Consider the following 18,032-nt stretch of genomic DNA (forward strand, 5'->3'; position numbering starts at 1 on the left):
CCTGCTGTGCTGTCATCGTGATGGACGGGTGTCGCGCACGGAAGTCATCGGTCGACCTCGTTCGGGGCGACGCCGATCCGCCGGGGGCTCGGCGACGAACCAGGGGTGCGGCGAGTTTCACGCCTGGGGCGAACAGCGGCATGTTTTGTCGGGGGTGCCCGTTAGATTGAGTGAACGCCGCCCGACGGTCGTGCTTCGCGACCGACGCAGCCGGAAAGAAGGTGCGCCATGTTCGAGAGATTCACCGACAGAGCCCGCCGCGTCGTCGTCCTTGCGCAGGACGAGGCACGCATGCTCAACCACAACTACATCGGTACCGAGCACATCCTGCTCGGGCTGATCCACGAGGGTGAGGGCGTCGCTGCCAAGGCGCTCGAGTCCCTCGGCATCTCGCTCGACGTCGTGCGCCAGCAGGTCGTGGACATCATCGGCGAGGGCCAGCAGGCTCCCACCGGCCACATCCCGTTCACGCCGCGCGCCAAGAAGGTGCTCGAGCTCTCGCTCCGCGAGGCGCTGCAGCTGGGTCACAACCACATCGGTACCGAGCACATCCTGCTCGGCCTCATCCGCGAGGGCGAGGGCGTCGCCGCCCAGGTCCTGGGCAACCTCGGGGCCGACCTCGGCCGCGTGCGCCAGCAGGTCCTGCAGCTGCTGCAGGGCCAGCCGGGCAAGGAGCCCGTCGCCGCCGGCGGTCCGCAGGAGGGCACGCCGTCCGGCTCCGCCGTCCTGGACCAGTTCGGTCGCAACCTCACGCAGCTCGCCCGCGAGGGCAAGCTCGACCCGGTGATCGGTCGTGAGATCGAGGCCGAGCGCGTGATGCAGGTGCTCTCGCGCCGGACCAAGAACAACCCGATCCTCGTGGGCGAGCCCGGCGTCGGCAAGACCGCCGTCGTGGAGGGCCTCGCGCAGGACATCGTGCGCGGCACCGTCCCGGAGACGCTGAAGGACAAGCAGCTCTACACGCTCGACCTCGGAGCCCTCGTGGCCGGGTCGCGCTACCGCGGTGACTTCGAGGAGCGCCTCAAGAAGGTGCTCAAGGAGATCCGCACGCGCGGCGACATCATCCTGTTCATCGACGAGGTGCACACGCTGGTCGGCGCCGGTGCGGCCGAGGGTGCGATCGACGCCGCGAGCATCCTCAAGCCGATGCTCGCCCGCGGTGAGCTCCAGACCATCGGTGCCACCACGCTGGACGAGTACCGCAAGCACATCGAGAAGGACCCGGCGCTCGAGCGCCGCTTCCAGCCGATCACGGTGAACGAGCCCACGCTCACGCACACCATCGAGATCCTCAAGGGCGTCCGCGACCGGTACGAGGCGCACCACCGCGTCACGATCACCGACCCGGCGCTCGTCGCGGCGGCCACGCTGGCCGACCGCTACATCAACGACCGGTTCCTGCCGGACAAGGCGATCGACCTGATCGACGAGGCCGGTGCCCGCCTGCGGATCCGTCGCATGACGGCGCCGCCGGAGCTGCGCGAGCTCGACGAGAAGATCGCCGAGGCCAAGCGGGCCAAGGAGTCGGCGATCGACGACCAGGACTTCGAGAAGGCCGCGCGTCTGCGTGACGACGAGAAGAACCTGACCGCGCGTCGTCTCGAGCGCGAGAAGGCCTGGAAGTCGGGTGACATGGACGTCGTGGCCACCGTGGACGAGGAGCTCATCGCCGAGGTGCTGGCCGCCTCGACCGGTATCCCGGTGTTCAAGCTGACCGAGGAGGAGTCCTCGCGTCTGCTCCGCATGGAGGACGTGCTGCACAAGCGCATCGTCGGCCAGAAGGCCGCCGTCACGGCGCTCTCGCAGGCGATCCGCCGCACGCGTGCCGGACTGAAGGACCCCAAGCGTCCCGGTGGTTCGTTCATCTTCGCCGGCCCCACCGGCGTCGGGAAGACGGAGCTCGCCAAGGCGCTCGCCGAGTTCCTCTTCGGTGACGAGGACTCCCTCATCCAGCTCGACATGAGCGAGTTCTCCGAGAAGCACACGGTCTCGCGGCTGTTCGGCTCGCCCCCCGGGTACGTCGGGTACGAGGAGGGTGGCCAGCTCACCGAGAAGGTCCGCCGTCGCCCGTTCTCCGTGGTGCTGTTCGACGAGGTGGAGAAGGCTCACGCCGACATCTTCAACTCGCTCCTGCAGATCCTCGAGGACGGTCGCCTCACCGACTCCCAGGGCCGCGTGGTCGACTTCAAGAACACCGTGATCATCATGACCACGAACCTCGGCGCCCGTGACATCAGCAAGGGCCTGCAGACCGGCTTCCAGGCCGGCGGCGACCTGTCGACGTCGTACGAGCGCATGAAGACCAAGGTCAACGACGAGCTCAAGCAGCACTTCCGGCCCGAGTTCCTCAACCGCGTCGACGACGTGGTGGTGTTCCCGCAGCTCAGCCGCGACGAGATCTTCGAGATCGTCGACCTGCTGATCGCGCGCCTCGCCCTCCGCCTGGAGGACAAGGACATGGCCATCGAGCTCACCGAGCCCGCCAAGGTGCTGCTCGCCGACCGCGGGTACGACCCCGTGTTGGGCGCCCGGCCGCTGCGCCGTGCGATCCAGCGTGAGATCGAGGACACCCTCAGCGAGAAGATCCTGTTCGGTGAGCTCCGCGCCGGCCAGAAGATCATCGTGGACGCCCGCGGCGAGGGCCTGCTCGGGGAGTTCCTGTTCACCGGTGTGGACAAGGACGACCCGCGTCTCGAGGCCGAGGTCGTCACGGTCGGCGCCGCGTCGGACGGCTCCGTGACGTCCGTCGAGGACGCCCCGGTCACCGACTCCTGAGTCGGTCTCCGCACGACGGCGAGGGCCGTCGCACCTCCGGGTGCGGCGGCCCTCGCCGTCGTTCCGGTCGCTGACCGGGCACCGCTCACCGCGCGGCGTGAACCTGGATCCCCGCGACGACCGGGGCCGTCGCTACAGTCGTCCCTCGTGACCACTCCTCAGCCCGGGTACGGGCAGCAGCCGCAGCAGTCCTTCGATCCGCAGCACGGATCGGGCAGCCCCGTCCCCGCCGGCTACGGCGCCCCCGCCCCGGCCCCGCAGGGCTACGGCGCCCAGGCGACGATCGACCTGACGATCCAGGGCAACGTGATGATGCGCAGCTTCGTCCCGCCCACGGTCTGGGTGAACGGGCACGCCCTCACGGCCAAGTACGGCCAGCGGTCCGTCCCGGTCGCGGCCGGTCCGGTGCGCGTGGACGTGGAGTGCCAGTGGCTGCGCAAGTACGGCCAGGCGTCCCTGACCTTCGACGCGCAGCCGGGACAGACCGTGCCGGTCTTCTACGCGGCGCCCGCGCACCAGTTCACGACCGGCAACATCGGTCACGTCCCCCAGAAGTTCAAGGGTCTGGGCTTCGTGTGGGGGATCGTCGGACTCGCGCTCGCGGTCGTCGTGCTCTCGTTCCTCCTCCCGGTCCTCCTGGGCTGAGGGCGGGACGCCCGGCGTCGGTCGCTCGCAGCGAGCGGCCCGGCGCCGTTGGTAGGTTCGGGCCATGGCACGCCAGCTCCACCTGATCCTCGCCTCGACCCGGCCGCGCGCCGCGATCCCCGGCGCCGACCCGTTCGCCCTCTCCGTCACGAGGATGCGCGTGCGGCCGAGCGACCTCGACTTCTACCTGCACGTCAACAACGGCGTCTACCTGCAGATGATGGACGTCGCCCGCAGCAACTACATCGCCGACATCGGCGGCGTCGCGGCGCTGGCGCAGCGTCGCTGGTACCCCGTCGTCGCCGCATCGACGATGCGGTACCGGCGCTCCCTGACACTCGGTCAGCGGTTCGAGATCCACACCAGGATGGTCGGCTGGGACGAGCGCATGACGTATCTGACGCAGGAGTTCCTGCGCGACGGCGAGGTCTGCGCGCGCGGTCTGGTCGCCGGTCGCTTCCTGCAGCGCGGGAGCACGGCCAGGGTGCCCGCCCCCGACGTCGTGGAGCTCCTGTCCCCGGGGCTGGCGCAGCCGACGCTGCCGGAGGACGTCGCCGAGTGGGCGCACGCCGTCGGCGTCGCCTACCGCGGGGACTGACCCGTCGGCCCGGTGCCGCGGTCCGGACCCTCGGTCGCCCCGGGGTCGACGCCGATCCCCGCGCGACGGCGCGTGGTCCGGTTGGCGTGCACCGAGTACCGCGGCACGAAGCGCCACAGCGCACCGGCGGCCCCGATCGAGAGCACGGCGACGGCGCCCACCCCGCCCGCCAGCGAGCCGAGCGCGGCCCCGGCGGACAGCGCGAGCGGACCGGCCGCGCTGCCCAGGTCCTGCAGCAGGCGCCACGCGCCCAGGAACTGCGCGCGCGTGGCGGGCGGGGCGACGTCGGCGCCGAGCGTCATGACGACGCCGGAACCCATGCCGTTCCCGAGCCCGAGCAGGAGCGCCACGAGGCCGAGCCCCGTCGCCGTCGACGTGAACGGCACGAGCGCGAGCGCGAGGCCCATCGTCAGCATCGACGGGATGGCGATCCAGAGCCTGCCCCGTGCGTCCATGACCTTGCCGGCGGGGTAGAAGAGCAGCATGTCGACGGCGCCGGAGACGCCGAAGACCAGAGCCGTCGTCGTCGGGTCGAGACCGATGGCCGTGCCCCACAGCGGCAGCACGACCTGGCGCGCGCCGCGGATCAGTCCGATCGCGGCGATGGCGACGCCGAGCCGGGTCAGGACGCGCGAGTGCTCGCGCAGGACGGTGGCGACGCCGGTGTGGCCCTCGCCCGCGCGGATCGTCTCCGCCCCCGGCAGCTCGCGCGAGACGGTCACGACCAGCCACGCGAGCAGCGACGTCGCGACGGCGAGCCCGAAGGCCCGCGCCGGTGAGCCGCCGGCCACCACCAGGGCGCCGAGGAAGGGGCCGACGAACAGCCCGATGCGGTGCACGCCGCCGAGCGTGGAGAGGGCGCGTGCCCGTCGCAGCGGCGGGACGACCGCGGTCAGGTAGGACTGGCGAGCGAGGCCGAAGACGGCGTCGGCGCACCCCATGAGGAACAGGCAGATCGCCAGGAGGAGGATCGACGGTGCCAGCGCGGCGCCCGCCATCGCGAGCGCCACCAGGAGGCACGCGACCTGCATGGCGCGGCGATCGCCGATCCGGCCGGCCAGCGCCCCCGCGGGGATGTCGGCGACGATGTGGCCGATCGGCAGCATGGCGGCGAGCACGCCGGCGACGGCGAGACTCCCGCCCTGCGCGGTCACGACGGCCGGGACGAACGGGATGACGGCCCCGATGCCCGCCTCGACCACGATCGCCGGCAGGTACACGCCGGGCCACAGGCGTCGCAGGCTCCAGGCGTCGTCGGTCGTGGTCGTCACGACCCCATCGTCACCCACGAGGCGCCGTGCGCAGGGAATAGCCGCGGCCGGCCCGCCCGTTGACCAGGTGTGAGCGAACCCCTGACGGTCGAGATCTGGTCCGACGTGCAGTGCCCCTGGTGCTACATCGGCAAGCGGCGATTCGAGACGGCGCTCGCCGACTCGGGGGAGCGGGTGGCCATCACCTACCGCTCGTTCGAGCTCGCGCCCGACACCCCGGTCGACTACGACGGGACACCCGCCGACTACCTGAGCGAGCGCAAGGGCATCTCGCGCGAGCAGGCCGCCGAGATGATGGCCCACGTCACCGGTCTCGCGGCCCAGGAGGGGCTCGCCTACGACTTCGACCACGTGCACCAGACCAACACGGTGCTGGCGCACGAGCTGCTGCACCTGGCGCGCGAGCGCGGGCTGCAGGCCGAGCTGAAGGAGCGGCTGCTGGCGGCCTACTTCGAGCAGGGGCGGCACGTGGGGAGGGTGGAGGAGCTGGTGGCGCTGGGCACCGACGTCGGGCTCGACCCCGAGGAGATCCGCGCCGCGCTCGCCGACCACCGCTACCTCCCGGCCGTGAAGGCCGACACCGCGCAGGCGGCCGCGTACGGCATCCGGGGCGTGCCGTTCTACGTGTTCGACGGCGCGCTCGGGGTGTCCGGCGCGCAGAGCCCCGAGACGTTCGTGGCGGCGCTGGCACAGGCGCGCGAGGCGCGCGACTCGGCGTCGGCCGGGGCCGGGGCGACGGCGTGACCGCATCGCCGCCGACGGGCCGTCCGGACGCGAGCGGCGTCGACCCGACCCGCCCCGCGCCGTCGCTCCTGACGTTCGTCACCGCCGTCGACGACGACGTGGAGACGGGACTGTGCATCGACGGCGTCTGCGCCGTCGACCCGCCTCGCTGACGACCCGACCGTCCGGACGCGTCGTCGGGCGGCCGCATAGGGTCGACCGATGACGACCTGGCGCACGGTTCGCGAGACCGACCTCACCGCAGCCGACCACACCGCGCTCGCCGGCCTCCTGGCGCGGGCCTTCCCCGAGACCGACCTGCGGGGTCGGAGCTGGTGCTCCGAGAGACCCGAGCTGCGCCTCGTCGGCACGGACGACGACGGCGCCCCCGCCGCGCACCTCGCGGTCCTGCGCCGGTTCGTCAGGGTCGGCACGGCCGAGGTGCTCGTGGCGGACACCGGCCTGGTCGCCGTCGACCCGTCGCGTCAGGGGACCGGCCTCGGGCTCGCGCTGCTGACCGAGGCAGCCCGCGTGCTCGCGGGGCTGGGCGTCCCGTTCGGCTTCCTCACCACCGGCCACGACCGCGAGGGCTTCTACTCCCGCGGCGGCTGGCGGCGCACCCCGACGCAGCTCACGCGCACGATCGAGCGCGACGAGTCCGTCCAGGTCTGGCGCGAGGCGTCGTTGCACCTCCCGCTCGGTCGGGGCGAGTTCCCGTCCGGCGAGATCACGCGCGACGGCTACGAGGTCTGAGCACCTCGCCGGAGCGCCGTCAGGCCTTGGTGACCAGCACCGCCATCGGCGCCTGCATGAGCACGCTCCGCACGGCGCTGCCGAGGATCAGCTTGCCGACCGGGGAGCGCCTCCTGGCACCGATCACGAGGGGGTCGGCCTCCACCCTGACGGCGAGATCGACCAGCACGTCGGCGACGTCGCCGCGCGTCGGTGCCGTCTCGACGCGCCAGGCCACCGCCTCGCCGCCCTCGACCTCCGCGGCCCGACGAGCGGTCTCGTCCCGGGCGGCCTCGACGTCCGGCCCGGCCGCCGCGTGCTCGACCGTGTCGACCACGACGAGGACCGCGAGGTCGGTGCCGCGGCGCACCGCCTCGCGGACGGCCTCGCGCAGGGCGGCCTGACCCGCGGGGGTGCTGCTGAAGGCGACGCCGACGGTCATGGCCACAACCTACTCACCTCCCCCGTCGTGCGGCCAGTGTCACGTCGAGGTCGTCGACCGTGCCATGATTCCCGTCGAGAACTGCTTCCGACGGCGAAGGTGGGACTGGTGAGGACGCGATCGGTGGTGCAGCGCGTGGTCGGCGTCGTGGTCGTCGGCGCTCTGACCGTGCTCGCGGTGATCGACGCACGGGGGGCCGGTGAGGGCGCGGGTGCCCGCACCACGCTGACCCTGGTCGCACCGGCGGCGGTCGGCGGCGGCTGGGACCTCGTGGCGCGGGAGTCGCAGCAGGCGCTGCGCAGCGACGGCGTCGTCGGGTCGGTCAGCGTCGTGAACATCCCCGGTGCCGGCGGCACGATCGGCCTGAGCCAGCTCGCCGAGCTCGAGGGGGACTCGCAGACCCTGATGGTGACCGGGACCGTGATGCTCGGCGGCATCGCCCAGTCCGGCAGCTCCACCACGCTGGCCGACACCACCCCCGTCGCACGGCTCGCCGAGGACTTCGAGGTGATCGCGGTGCCCGCGGACTCGCCGTTCCAGACCCTCGAGGACTTCGTCGCGGCCTGGACCGCCGACCCGGCCGGCCTGCCGATCGGTGGCGGCTCGGCCGGCGGCATCGACCACCTGGTCGCCGCCCAGCTCGCAGGATCGCTCGGGATCGTGCCGGAGGACCTCGTCTACACGCCGCACGCGGGCGGCGGCGAGCTGACCCAGTCGTTGACCTCGACGGCGGCCGGCACCGTCAACGTCGGGATCAGCGGCTACAACGACTTCCGCGACCTGATCGAGGGCGGCCGGTTGCGGGCGCTCGCGGTCGTCGCGCCGGAGCGGCTCCCCGGCATCGAGGTCCCCACGATGATCGAGCTCGGCTACCCCGAGGTCGACCTCGTGAACTGGCGCGGGCTGGTGGCGCCCGCGGGCATCACCGACGACGAGCGCGACGAGCTGATCGCCGTCGTGGAGGAGATGGTCCAGACCGAGAGCTGGGCGGAGGCCGTCGAGCTCAACCGGTGGGTGCCCAGCCCGCTGTACGGCGAGGAGTTCGCGGCCTTCGTCGAGACCGAGCAGGCGCGGATCGGCGTGCTCGTCGAGGAGCTGGGGCTCTCGTGAGCGAGCGCAGGCAGCTCGGAGCCCTGGTCATCCCCGTCGTCCTGCTCGCGGTCGGCGTCACGCTCGTGACGGGCATCCTCACGATGGACGAGGCCGGTGAGGGCGGGCTCTTCGGGCCCAAGGCGTTCCCGTGGGTGATCGCGGTCCTGTGCCTCGTCGTCGCCGTCCTGATGGCGGTCCAGGTGCTCCGCCCGAGCACCACCCCGCCGACCGCCGACCCCGGTGACGAGGCCGACGAGATCCTCGACGGCGAGCCGGAGGCGCCCGAGGGCACGAACTGGCGCGGCGTGGCGATCGTGGTCGGCGGCGTCCTGCTGTTCATCCTGCTCCTCGAGCCGGTCGGCTGGCTGATCTCCGCCACGCTGCTGTTCGCCGTCGTCGCCGTCGGCATGGGGGCGCGCAACCACGTCGTCAGCCTCGTCGCCGGTCTCGGCCTGGCAGCCGCCATCCAGCTCCTGTTCGGCGGGTTGCTGGGCATCCACATCCCTCCCGGAATCCTGGGGTGACCCGATGGAACAGCTGACCAACCTCGCCGGTGGCTTCGCCGACGCGCTCACCCTGTCCAACCTGCTGTTCGTCCTCATCGGCGCGGTGCTGGGCACCGCGGTGGGCGTGCTTCCGGGACTCGGCTCGGCCATGGCGGTGGCCCTGCTGCTGCCGCTGACCGCCAGCCTCGACCCGCTGGCCGCGCTCGCGATGTTCGCCGGCATCTACTTCGGCGGGCTGTTCGGCGACTCGATCGCCGGCATCCTCATGAACACCCCCGGCAACAGCACGGCGATCGCGTCGTCGCTCGAGGGCCACCGCATGGCGCGCGCGGGGCGTGCGCCGCAGGCCCTGGCGACGGCGGCGATCGGCGCGTTCATCGGCGGCATCATCGCCACGGTGCTCGTGGTGTTCTTCGCGCCGTCGATGGCCGACCTCGCGAACCGCTTCGGTCCGGCGGAGTTCTTCGCGCTGGCGGTGTTCGCGTTCGTCGCGATCGCGACCGTCGTCTCCGACTCGGCGATCCGCGGCCTCGCGGCGCTGGCGATCGGGCTCGCGCTGGCCGTCGTCGGGATCGACCAGCCCACCGGGACGCAGCGGTTCACGTTCGAGCTCCGCCCGCTGTTCGACGGCGTCGACATCGTGGTGATCACGGTGGCGCTGCTCGCGGTCGGCGAGGTCATCCACCAGGCGTCCAAGGTGGGGTTCGCGGACGAGGCGAAGCTCATCCCGACCGGCGGTCAGCCGTTCCTCAGCCGGGCCGAGATCCGTCAGGCGCTGCCCGCGTGGCTCCGCGGAACCGGGTTCGGGGTGCCGTTCGGCGTCATCCCCGCCGGCGGAGCCGAGGTTCCCACGTTTCTCGCCTACGGCACCGAGCGGGCGCTGGACCGGCGATCGGCGGACCCGCAGTTCGGCAAGGGTTCGATCAAGGGCGTCGCCGGGCCCGAGGCGGCGGGCAACGCGACGGCGGGGACCGCGATGGGTGCGCTCCTGACCCTCGGACTGCCGACCTCGGCGACGGCCGCGGTGCTGCTGATCGCCTTCCGGCAGTACGGGATGCAGCCGGGACCGCTCCTGTTCGAGCGCAACGGCGAGATCGTCTGGGCGCTGCTGGCGAGCCTCTTCATCGCGATGGTCGTGCTGCTCATCCTCAACCTCCCCGTGGCACCCCTGTGGGCGAAGCTGCTCAAGGTGCCGAAGGCGTACCTGTACGCGGGGATCAGCCTGCTCGCGGCGTTCGGGGTGTACGCGGCGGCGGCGAGCACCACCGACCTGCTCCTGATGCTCGGCATCGGGCTGCTCGGGTTCGCGATGCGCCGCTACGACGTCCCGCTGGCCCCGGTGCTGATCGCGGTCATCCTCGGGCCGCTGGCCGAGTACTCCCTGCGCGACGCCATGGCCAACTCCGGCAACGACCCCGCCGTGCTGGTGAGCAGTCCGATCACGATCGGGCTCTACGCCGTGCTCGTGGCCGGGGTCGCCTGGGCGGTGCTGCGGCGCCGTCGCGCGGTGCGCGCCGACTTCTGAGCCGGCCCTCCCGGCTCAGTCCTCGAGCGTGAACGCGCCGCTCGCGTCGGTGAACACCGCCGTCTGGCCCTCCTGCGCCGTGCTCGTGAAGCCCTCGGTCCACGGGAAGCGCGCGAGGTAGCTCGTCCGCGACCAGAAGGTGTGGTTGCCGCTGTCGGCCATGTACTCCGGCGACTCGCGCCCCGTGACCGAGTGGAACACCCCGTCCTCGAACGTCAGCCAGCGCGGCGGGTGCTGCTCGTGGAGCCGCGACAGCATCACGACGGAGCCGTCCCTCGGGGGACCGGAGGCCGCGGGGGCCGCGCTGCCGGCAGCATCACCGCCACCCGCGTTCGGCCCGACGTGACCGTCGACGACACCCTCCCGCGTCACGTCCAGCAGTCGCTCGAGCGATCCGGCCCGCTCGAGCAGGCCGTCCCAGCCGTGCGTCGCGACGACGGCGGCCTCGCCGTCGGTCAGCAGACGCAGCGTCCGCACGTGACCCGCGAGCGTGCCGTCCGCCTCGCGGACCTCGTCGAAGGAGTCACCCCAGCGCGAGGACGTCGCCACGATCGCGGTGATGCGGGTCCCGAGGAGGAACGGCTGCGAGCTGCGCCACGGCGATCCGACCGGGGGCGTGCGGCGATGGTGCGCGACGTCGTCGCAGACGAGGCGCAGCGCGATCAGGCCGGCACCCTCCTGGCCGTGCGGCACCTCGACCGCGAGCTCGACAGGGAGCCCCGCCCCGACCGGCAGGCGCGAGACACCGGCGGTCGCCAGGAGTACCGACCCCTCCGGCAGGTCCTTCTCGACCACGAGGACCGAGCCGCCGATGCGCTCGTCGTGCACGCGTGGCGGGAGGCCGCGGGCGTCGAAGACGTGGGCGGGGAAGGCTTCGGACGAGGGCACGAGAGGGAGGTCGCTCATGCGCGACGACGGTAGCGGACGTCAGGTGCGCAGCAGGGACTCGGGGTTGGCCAGCGCGGCGAGCACGGGGGACAGCGCCGCCCCCTGCAGCCCCGGGAGCTCGCGTACCTGCGCGCGCTGCACGTCGACGGGCGCCCAGGGGTAGGCGAGCACGCGGGTGGCGAGCTCCGCCGTCAGCGCGTCGTGCAGTCGGGGGAGGAGGTCGCCGAGCGCCCCGCCCACGACGACGGCGGCGACGTCGAGCACGTTGACGGCGCTGGCCAGACCGATCCCGAGCGCCCTGCCGACGTCGGACGGGGCGAGCCGCGCCAGCCCCTGGGCGCCCGCGTACTGCTCGAGGCAGCCCGTCGCGCCGCAGCGGCAGTCGGGCCCGGCCGGGTCCACCACGACGTGGCCGAGCTCGCTCGCGAACCCGTGCACCCCGCCCTGGACCACGCCGTCGACCACGTGGGCGCCACCGACGCCGACGCCCCCGGAGATGTACAGGAACGTGCTGGCGGGGCGGGCGTGGGACTCGGCGAGCGCGGCGAGCGACGCCTCGTTTCCGACAGCGACCGGGACGTCGGGCGCGACGTCCGTCAGGGCCGCCGCGGCGTCGACGTCGATCCACCCCAGCCGGGGGGCGTCCAGCACCACGCCGTCGCGCACGATGCCGGGGACGGCGAGGGTGGTGCCCAGCAGCACCAGGTCGGGGTGCGCGGCCCGAGCGGCGGCGAGGGCCGTGGTCGCCAGCGCGGCGACCGAGGCCAGCGCCGCGGCGGGCGCAGGCGAGGCGAAGTCGCCGCGGACCTCGCGGAACGCCAGGCGCTCGCCGCGCAGGTCGACGACGACGGCGCACAGGTGGTTGGCACCGATCTCCACCCCGAGCCCGGCCACCGTGGCGACGGCCAGGCGCACGGGCGACGCGGGCCGACCGACGCCGCCGGCCGCGGGAGCGGGGGCCCACTCGAGCACGCGGGCCTCGATCAGCACCTCGACCAGGCTGGACACGGTCGCCCGCGTCAGACCGGTGGCCGAGGCGACGTCGGCGCGTGAGACCGTGCCGGCGCGCGCCACGTGCTCGACCACGAGCGCGAGGTTCTGGCTGCGCAGCCCCGCCTGACGAGCGGCACCACGAGGGGAGAGGCGGGGCTCGCCGTCGAGGATCACGCCTTGACGGTAGCGCATCGAGACCGATAAGTTCATCCGGTAAACGAATCTCGACGACGAGCGAATGAGGCAGCGATGGTGCGCGCAGCAACCCCCCAGGACAAGTTCAGCTTCGGTCTGTGGACCGTGGCGTGGGCCGGCAAGGACCAGTTCGGTGACGCGACGCGCGCCGAGCTCGACCCCGGCGCCTACCTCGCGCCGCTCGCCGAGGCGGGGGCGTGGGGCGTGACGTTCCACGACGACGACGTCGTCCCGTTCGGCTCCAGCGACTCCGAGCGCGAGCGCATCCTGGGCGACTTCAAGAAGGCGTCCGACGCCGCCGGGCTCGTGATCGAGATGGTCACGACCAACACGTTCAGCCACCCCGTCTTCAAGGACGGCGGCTTCACCGCCAACGACCGCGCGGTGCGCCGTTTCGGCCTGCGCAAGGTCATCCGCAACGTCGACCTGGCCGCCGAGCTCGGCGCCTCGACGTTCGTCATGTGGGGCGGCCGCGAGGGCGCCGAGTACGACGGCTCCAAGGACGTCAACGCCTCGCTCGACCGCTACCGCGAGGGCATCGACACCGTCGCCGGGTACATCAAGGAGAAGGGCTACGACCTGCGCATCGCGCTCGAGCCCAAGCCCAACGAGCCCCGCGGCGACATCTTCCTCCCGACCGTCGGGCACGCGCTCGGCTTCATCGCCGAGCTCGAGCACGGCGACATCGTGGGTCTGAACCCGGAGACGGGTCACGAGCAGATGGCCGGCCTGAACTACACGCACGGCATCGCACAGGCGCTGTGGTCGGGCAAGCTCTTCCACATCGACCTCAACGGTCAGCGCTCGATCAAGTACGACCAGGACCTCGTGTTCGGTCACGGCGACCTGCTCTCGGCGTTCTTCACGGTCGACCTCGTCGAGAACGGCTTCCCCAACGGCGGCCCGACCTACGACGGTCCGCGCCACTTCGACTACAAGCCCTCGCGCACGGAGAACTTCGACGGCGTGTGGGCCTCCGCGAAGGCGAACATCGACACCTACCTGCTGCTGGCCGAGAAGGCCAAGGCCTACCGCGCCGACCCGCGCGTGCAGGAGGCGTTCGAGGCCGCCGGCCTGTTCGAGGCCGCGAAGCCGACCATCGCCGAGGGTGAGACGCTCGCCGACCTGCTCGCCGACCGCAGCGCGTACGAGGACTTCGACGCGGACGCCTCCGGCGCCCGTGAGACGAACTACGTGGCCCTGAACCAGCTCGCGCTCGACCACCTCATCGGCTGAGGGGCGCCGTCATGACGCTGGTCGCCGGGATCGACTCCTCCACCCAGTCCTGCAAGGTCGTCGTGCGCGACGCCGAGACCGGGGCGCTCGTCCGCTCCGGTGCGGCGCCGCACCCGGCCGGCACCGAGGTCGACCCCCGGGCGTGGTGGGACGCGCTCGGGGTCGCCGTCCGGGAGGCGGGTGGGCTCGAGGACGTCTCGGCGATCAGCGTCGGCGGTCAGCAGCACGGCATGGTCGTGCTGGACGCGGCGGGTGAGGTGATCCGCCCCGCGCTGCTGTGGAACGACAGCCGCTCGGGCCAGGCCGCGGCCGACCTCGTCTCCGAGCTCGGTGCCGCCGCCTGGGCGGAGGGGACCGGCACGGTGCCGGTCGCCTCGATCACGGTGACCAAGCTGCGCTGGCTCGCGCGGCACGAGCCCGAGAACGCGGCGCGCGTCGCCGCCGTGTGCCTGCCGCACGACTACCTCACCTGGCGGCTGAGCGGGTCGACGTCGCTGGACGACCTCGTCACCGACGCGTCCGACGCGTCGGGCACCGGGTACTTCGACGGCAGGACCGGCACCTACCGGCGCGATCTCCTCGCCCACGCGTTCGGGCGCGACGACGTCGTGCTGCCGCGCGTCGCCGGGCCGCGCGAGGCCGTGGGCGTGGCGACGGCGTTCGGTGCCGGTTCCGCGACCGGCCGGCCGGCGCTGCTCGGTCCCGGCGCGGGCGACAACGCCGCCGCGGCGCTCGCGCTCGGCCTCGGCCCGGGGGACGTCGCGATCTCGCTGGGCACCTCCGGGGTGGTCAGCGCCGTCGTCGCGCAGCCCGTGTCCGACCCGAGCGGCACGGTCGCGGGGTTCTCCGACGCGACCGGCAACTTCCTCCCCCTCGTTGTGACCGTCAACTGCGCGCAGGTGCTGGACGCGACGCGGCGGGTGCTCGGCGTCGACGTCGACGAGCTCGCCGCGCTGGCGCTCGCGGCCCCCGCGGGAGCCCAGGGCGTCACGCTCGTGCCCTACCTCCAGGGCGAGCGCACCCCGAACCTGCCCGACGCCACCGGCGCGATGCACGGCCTCACCCTCGAGACCTGGACCCGCGAGAACGTCGCCCGCGCGGCGTTCGAGGCGATCGTCAGCTCGCTCGCCGTCGGGATCGACGCCGTGCGCGACCTCGGCCTCGAGGTCGCCTCGATCCGGCTGCTCGGCGGGGCGGCCAAGTCACCTGCGCTGCGCGAGATCGCCCCGAGCGTGCTGGGTCGCGACGTCCTGCTGCCGGCCGCGGGGGAGTACGTGGCCGACGGCGCGGCGCGCCAGGCCGCGTGGGTGCTGGCGGCCTCGCGGGACGGCAGCGGCGACGGTCTCGCGGACCTGCCGGTCTGGGAGACGGCCGGGACCGAGATCGCCTCGGCGCCCGCGGCACCGCACGTGCGCGAGCAGTACGCGCGTGCGGCCACGCAATTCCTGGACCGCGCGCCGCACGGTGAGGGCGCAGCGGGCTGACGTACCGTGGGCGCAGCCTTCCCGACTGCGCCAGGAGACTTCGCGATGCCCGCTCTGACGACCCTCGCCGCCGTGGCGTCCGCCGCCGCTGCGACCGAGACCCACCCCGCCGAGGGGTACGACGGTTTCATCGGCTGGGTCCTCGGCCTCATCGAGACCCTGGGCGCCGTGGGGGTGGGGCTCGCGGTCCTGCTGGAGACGTTCGTCCCGCCGATCCCGTCCGAGGCGGTGCTGCCCGCGGCCGGCTTCCTCGCCTACGAGGGGCGGATGAACGGGTGGCTCGCCTGGGTCGCCGCGACGCTGGGTGCGCTCGTGGGTGCCTGGCTCTGGTACGCGATCGGCGCGGCGCTGGGCCGGGACCGCACCCGACGCCTCGTCGGCCGCATCCCGCTGATGGACCACGCCGACTTCGACCGCGCCGAGGCGTTCTTCCAGCGCTGGGGCGTGCTCGCGGTCCTGCTCGGTCGGTGCGTCCCGCTCGTGCGCTCGTTCATCTCCATCCCGGCCGGCATCGAGCGGATGCCGTTCTGGACCTTCTCCGCCTACACGGCGCTCGGGTCCGGCGTCTGGAACGGGATCTGGATCGGGCTCGGCGTCGCGTTCGGTCCGGCGATCAAGCCGGTGCTGGAGGAGTGGAGCGGCGTGCTGTCCAACGCGGTGCTCGTGGTGATCGCGCTGCTGGTGCTGTGGTTCGTGGTGTCGCGGCTGCGTCGCCGTCGGCGCGAGCGCACCGCCGCCTGACGCGATCGGGGCCGGCGACCGTCGCCGGGTCGGGGCCGGCAGGCCCGGGTCGGACCGCTCAGGCCTGGGCGGTGACGAGCTCCCGCAGCCGGCGCTCGGCCGCCTGCTGCGGCAGCGACTCGAGGCCGCCCGCGCGCCAGCCGCGCACCATCGCGGGCTCCTGCATCATCAGGGACGTCCCGCGGCGGATCAGTGCGGGGACAGGCTTGCGCGCCTCGCCGACGTCGCGCGCGAACCGGCGCACCGCCGTCGTGAATCGCGACTGGTCGAGGTAGTAGGCGCCGGCCAGCACGCCCTCGGCGCGCAGCGGCTCGACGATCTCGGCCGCGAAGATCCCCTCGGCCACGACGGCGGGGGCACCCGTGATGTCGGTCGTCTCGAGGCCGGTGCGGCGCGAGGTCGGGATGTCGTAGGTCGGCAGCTCGAGGCGATCGGCCCGGCACGCCTGCAGCAGCGCGGCGACGGCGGCGGGCGCGTCCCACGTGAGCGGCGAGTCCCAGTCGACGATGCCGTGGCGGCGCGGGAGGCCGGGGTGGTCGAAGTCGCGGTAGAAGTCGTCGAGCCGCACGACGGGAACGCCGAGGCGGTGGGCGATCGAGCTTTTGCCGCTCCCCGAGGCCCCCGCCAGGACGATCACGCGGCGCAGGGGCCTGCGGGCGTCGTCCGGAAGGTCGAAGAGGGCCTCGTCGGACGGATTCTCCTGCGGCACCCGGCGAGTTTACCGGCCGGGGTGCGGACGCTCGGCGCCGATGCTTGCGCGGGTGGCGTGGGCTCGCCCATAGTGAGCGCGGCCACACGCGCCGGCCGCACCGGTCGGCGGACCGGACTGCGAGAGGGCGAGACGTGAGCGAGCAGAGCTTCTTCGACAAGCTGAAGGACAGGGCGGAGGAGGTCGCGGACAAGCTCGGCGACGTCGCCGAGAACGCCGCGGAGAAGGCCGAGGCCGCGTTCCACGACGCCCGCGAGAAGGCCGGCCCGGCCCTCGAGAACGCGCGCGAGAAGGCGGGCGACCTCCTGGGGACGGCGAAGGAGCGGGCCGGGGACGTCGTGGCGGACGTGAAGGACCGGTTCGACGGCGACAGCGCGCCCGAGGGCGCCGCCCCCACCCACCCGGTCAACCCGGTGGCGCCCGTGACACCGGTCGACGTGCCGCCGACCACGCCCCCGACGCCGCCGACCACCCCGACCCCGGGGGTCTGACCCGCCCGCCGGGCACCCCCCCGGCCGACAATGCGCATGGCTGCTCCATCGACGCGATAGAGCAGCCATGCGCATTGTCGGCCGGGGATGAGGGCCGGGGTGAGTGCCGGGGCGGGGGCCTCAGGCCGGGTGGGCCGTGCCGGAGCCGTGGGTGCGGCCCGGACGGTCCGTGCGGGAGTCGCGCACGAGGGCGACGACGCCGGAGACCGCCACGACCGCGGCGGCCGTGATCGCACCGATCACCGCGGCGCGGGAGTCGGGGCCGTCCGTGAGGCGGCCGACGGCGATCCACGCCAGCCCCCACGTGGCGGCGAGCGTGGCGCCGACGGCGAGCGCCCGGCGTCGGGCCAGGAGCGCGACGCCCGCGCAGATCGCGGCCGCGACGGCGAGCACGACGATGATCCAGACCGGCTCGGGCAGGAAGCCCAGGTCGATGCTGGAGGAGGTCAGGACCGTCGTGACGTTGGCGACCGTGGCGACGCACACCCAGCCGAGGTAGAGGCCGATGGTGCCGCCCAGGACGATCGCGTCGAGGCGCGGTGCCGGGGGCAGCGTGCGCAGCTTGACGAGGCAGACCGCGAGGACCCCCACGAGCAGCGCGATGACCGGCACGGTGAGGCCGAGCAGGCCCACCTGCGCCGCGCAGATCCACGCGGCGTTGAGGATCATGCTGGCCAGGATCCACCAGCCGAGCGCGCGGTAGTGGGGGGAGGCCGCGCGCGAGGGCAGGGCGTGCAGGACCGCCGTGACGATCAGGGCGACATAGATGACGCTCCAGATCGAGAACGCACCCGTCCCGGGGGCCAGCGGCGTCGCCGTCGCGGACAGCGCGCCGCTGGAGGCGTTCTGGATCGCGTCACCGCCGAACGCACCCGAACCCCACGCCGCGGCCGCGATGGCGCCCGCGCCACCGACCACGAGCGCGAGCTGGCGGACCCTGTCTGCTGTCGTTGCCTGTGCCATGCCTCCATCGTCGCGCGGGTGGC

General features: G+C 73.2%; 19 protein-coding genes. 13 read left to right on the forward strand and 6 right to left on the reverse strand.

All coding sequences use genetic code 11. The features are described 5' to 3' along the window. Nucleotides 1-228: 228 nt before the first annotated feature. From SERN_RS08505 to SERN_RS08515, 3 genes are all read left to right on the forward strand, one after another. Nucleotides 229-2,775, forward strand: coding sequence for an ATP-dependent Clp protease ATP-binding subunit (locus SERN_RS08505; protein ID WP_135849650.1), 2,547 nt, complete (start codon nt 229-231; stop codon nt 2,773-2,775). A 147-nt stretch (nt 2,776-2,922) separates the two neighbouring features. Continuing rightward, complete coding sequence (locus tag SERN_RS08510) at nt 2,923-3,420, forward strand: hypothetical protein (RefSeq protein ID WP_135849651.1); 498 nt, start codon at nt 2,923-2,925, stop codon at nt 3,418-3,420. 64 nt (nt 3,421-3,484) lie between these two features. Further along, on the forward strand, nt 3,485-4,018 hold the full coding sequence (locus SERN_RS08515; protein WP_135849652.1) for an acyl-CoA thioesterase: 534 nt from the start codon (nt 3,485-3,487) through the stop codon (nt 4,016-4,018). On the opposite strand, the gene SERN_RS08520 is transcribed toward SERN_RS08515, so the two are convergent. Next, nucleotides 4,003-5,289, reverse strand: coding sequence for an MFS transporter (locus SERN_RS08520; RefSeq protein WP_135849653.1), 1,287 nt, complete (start codon nt 5,287-5,289; stop codon nt 4,003-4,005). The genes SERN_RS08515 and SERN_RS08520 overlap by 16 nt on opposite strands. Nucleotides 5,290-5,358: 69 nt before the next feature. Between SERN_RS08520 and SERN_RS08525 the strand changes: the two genes are divergently transcribed. The 3 genes from SERN_RS08525 to SERN_RS08530 are packed head-to-tail and all read left to right on the forward strand — an operon-like array spanning nt 5,359 to nt 6,765. After that, complete coding sequence (locus SERN_RS08525; RefSeq protein WP_135849654.1) at nt 5,359-6,033, forward strand: DsbA family oxidoreductase; 675 nt, start codon at nt 5,359-5,361, stop codon at nt 6,031-6,033. Next, entirely contained in the window at nt 6,030-6,185 is a 156-nt protein-coding gene (locus SERN_RS15315) for a hypothetical protein (RefSeq protein ID WP_158292616.1), read from the forward strand. The genes SERN_RS08525 and SERN_RS15315 overlap by 4 nt, the downstream gene beginning before the upstream one ends. 49 nt (nt 6,186-6,234) lie before the next feature. Next, on the forward strand, nt 6,235-6,765 hold the full coding sequence (locus SERN_RS08530) for a GNAT family N-acetyltransferase (protein ID WP_135849655.1): 531 nt from the start codon (nt 6,235-6,237) through the stop codon (nt 6,763-6,765). A gap of 19 nt (nt 6,766-6,784) precedes the next feature. On the opposite strand, the gene SERN_RS08535 is transcribed toward SERN_RS08530, so the two are convergent. Further along, nucleotides 6,785-7,186 (reverse strand): universal stress protein, encoded by a 402-nt coding sequence (locus tag SERN_RS08535; protein ID WP_135849656.1) that lies wholly within the window; start codon nt 7,184-7,186, stop codon nt 6,785-6,787. Nucleotides 7,187-7,294: 108 nt separating this feature from the next. On the opposite strand from SERN_RS08535, the gene SERN_RS08540 reads away from it, so the two are divergent. The 3 genes from SERN_RS08540 to SERN_RS08550 are packed head-to-tail and all read left to right on the forward strand — an operon-like array spanning nt 7,295 to nt 10,309. After that, nucleotides 7,295-8,296, forward strand: coding sequence for a Bug family tripartite tricarboxylate transporter substrate binding protein (locus tag SERN_RS08540; RefSeq protein ID WP_233251556.1), 1,002 nt, complete (start codon nt 7,295-7,297; stop codon nt 8,294-8,296). Then, on the forward strand, nt 8,293-8,802 hold the full coding sequence (locus tag SERN_RS08545) for a tripartite tricarboxylate transporter TctB family protein (RefSeq protein ID WP_158292617.1): 510 nt from the start codon (nt 8,293-8,295) through the stop codon (nt 8,800-8,802). The genes SERN_RS08540 and SERN_RS08545 overlap by 4 nt, the downstream gene beginning before the upstream one ends. Before the next feature lie 4 nt (nt 8,803-8,806). Then, nucleotides 8,807-10,309 (forward strand): tripartite tricarboxylate transporter permease, encoded by a 1,503-nt coding sequence (locus SERN_RS08550; RefSeq protein WP_135849658.1) that lies wholly within the window; start codon nt 8,807-8,809, stop codon nt 10,307-10,309. Between the two features lie 15 nt (nt 10,310-10,324). On the opposite strand, the gene SERN_RS08555 is transcribed toward SERN_RS08550, so the two are convergent. Then, nucleotides 10,325-11,215: a suppressor of fused domain protein gene (locus SERN_RS08555; RefSeq protein ID WP_233251557.1), complete on the reverse strand. Its 891-nt coding sequence runs from the start codon at nt 11,213-11,215 to the stop codon at nt 10,325-10,327. A 21-nt stretch (nt 11,216-11,236) separates the two neighbouring features. Further along, nucleotides 11,237-12,364 (reverse strand): ROK family protein, encoded by a 1,128-nt coding sequence (locus SERN_RS08560; RefSeq protein WP_158292618.1) that lies wholly within the window; start codon nt 12,362-12,364, stop codon nt 11,237-11,239. A 75-nt stretch (nt 12,365-12,439) separates the two neighbouring features. Between SERN_RS08560 and xylA the strand changes: the two genes are divergently transcribed. The 3 genes from xylA to SERN_RS08575 are packed head-to-tail and all read left to right on the forward strand — an operon-like array spanning nt 12,440 to nt 15,846. Beyond that, the gene (gene xylA / locus SERN_RS08565; protein WP_135849660.1) at nt 12,440-13,621 is read left to right on the forward strand and encodes a xylose isomerase; all 1,182 of its coding nucleotides are present in this window, start codon (nt 12,440-12,442) and stop codon (nt 13,619-13,621) included. Between the two features lie 11 nt (nt 13,622-13,632). Continuing rightward, nucleotides 13,633-15,105, forward strand: coding sequence for a xylulokinase (xylB, locus tag SERN_RS08570; protein WP_135849661.1), 1,473 nt, complete (start codon nt 13,633-13,635; stop codon nt 15,103-15,105). A gap of 45 nt (nt 15,106-15,150) precedes the next feature. Continuing rightward, a complete protein-coding gene (locus SERN_RS08575) occupies nt 15,151-15,846 on the forward strand; it encodes a DedA family protein (RefSeq protein ID WP_135849662.1) in 696 nt (231 codons plus the stop codon). 58 nt (nt 15,847-15,904) lie between these two features. Here the strand turns inward: SERN_RS08575 and SERN_RS08580 are convergent, their stop codons facing one another. After that, nucleotides 15,905-16,555 (reverse strand): uridine kinase family protein, encoded by a 651-nt coding sequence (locus SERN_RS08580; protein ID WP_135849663.1) that lies wholly within the window; start codon nt 16,553-16,555, stop codon nt 15,905-15,907. A 134-nt stretch (nt 16,556-16,689) separates the two neighbouring features. Between SERN_RS08580 and SERN_RS08585 the strand changes: the two genes are divergently transcribed. After that, on the forward strand, nt 16,690-17,046 hold the full coding sequence (locus tag SERN_RS08585) for a hypothetical protein (protein ID WP_135849664.1): 357 nt from the start codon (nt 16,690-16,692) through the stop codon (nt 17,044-17,046). Between the two features lie 120 nt (nt 17,047-17,166). Here the strand turns inward: SERN_RS08585 and SERN_RS08590 are convergent, their stop codons facing one another. Then, nucleotides 17,167-18,009, reverse strand: coding sequence for a tryptophan-rich sensory protein (locus SERN_RS08590; protein ID WP_135849665.1), 843 nt, complete (start codon nt 18,007-18,009; stop codon nt 17,167-17,169). Nucleotides 18,010-18,032: the final 23 nt, after the last annotated feature.

Source organism: Serinibacter arcticus, assembly GCF_004786095.1.
In the GTDB taxonomy this organism is placed as follows: domain Bacteria; phylum Actinomycetota; class Actinomycetes; order Actinomycetales; family Beutenbergiaceae; genus Litorihabitans; species Litorihabitans arcticus.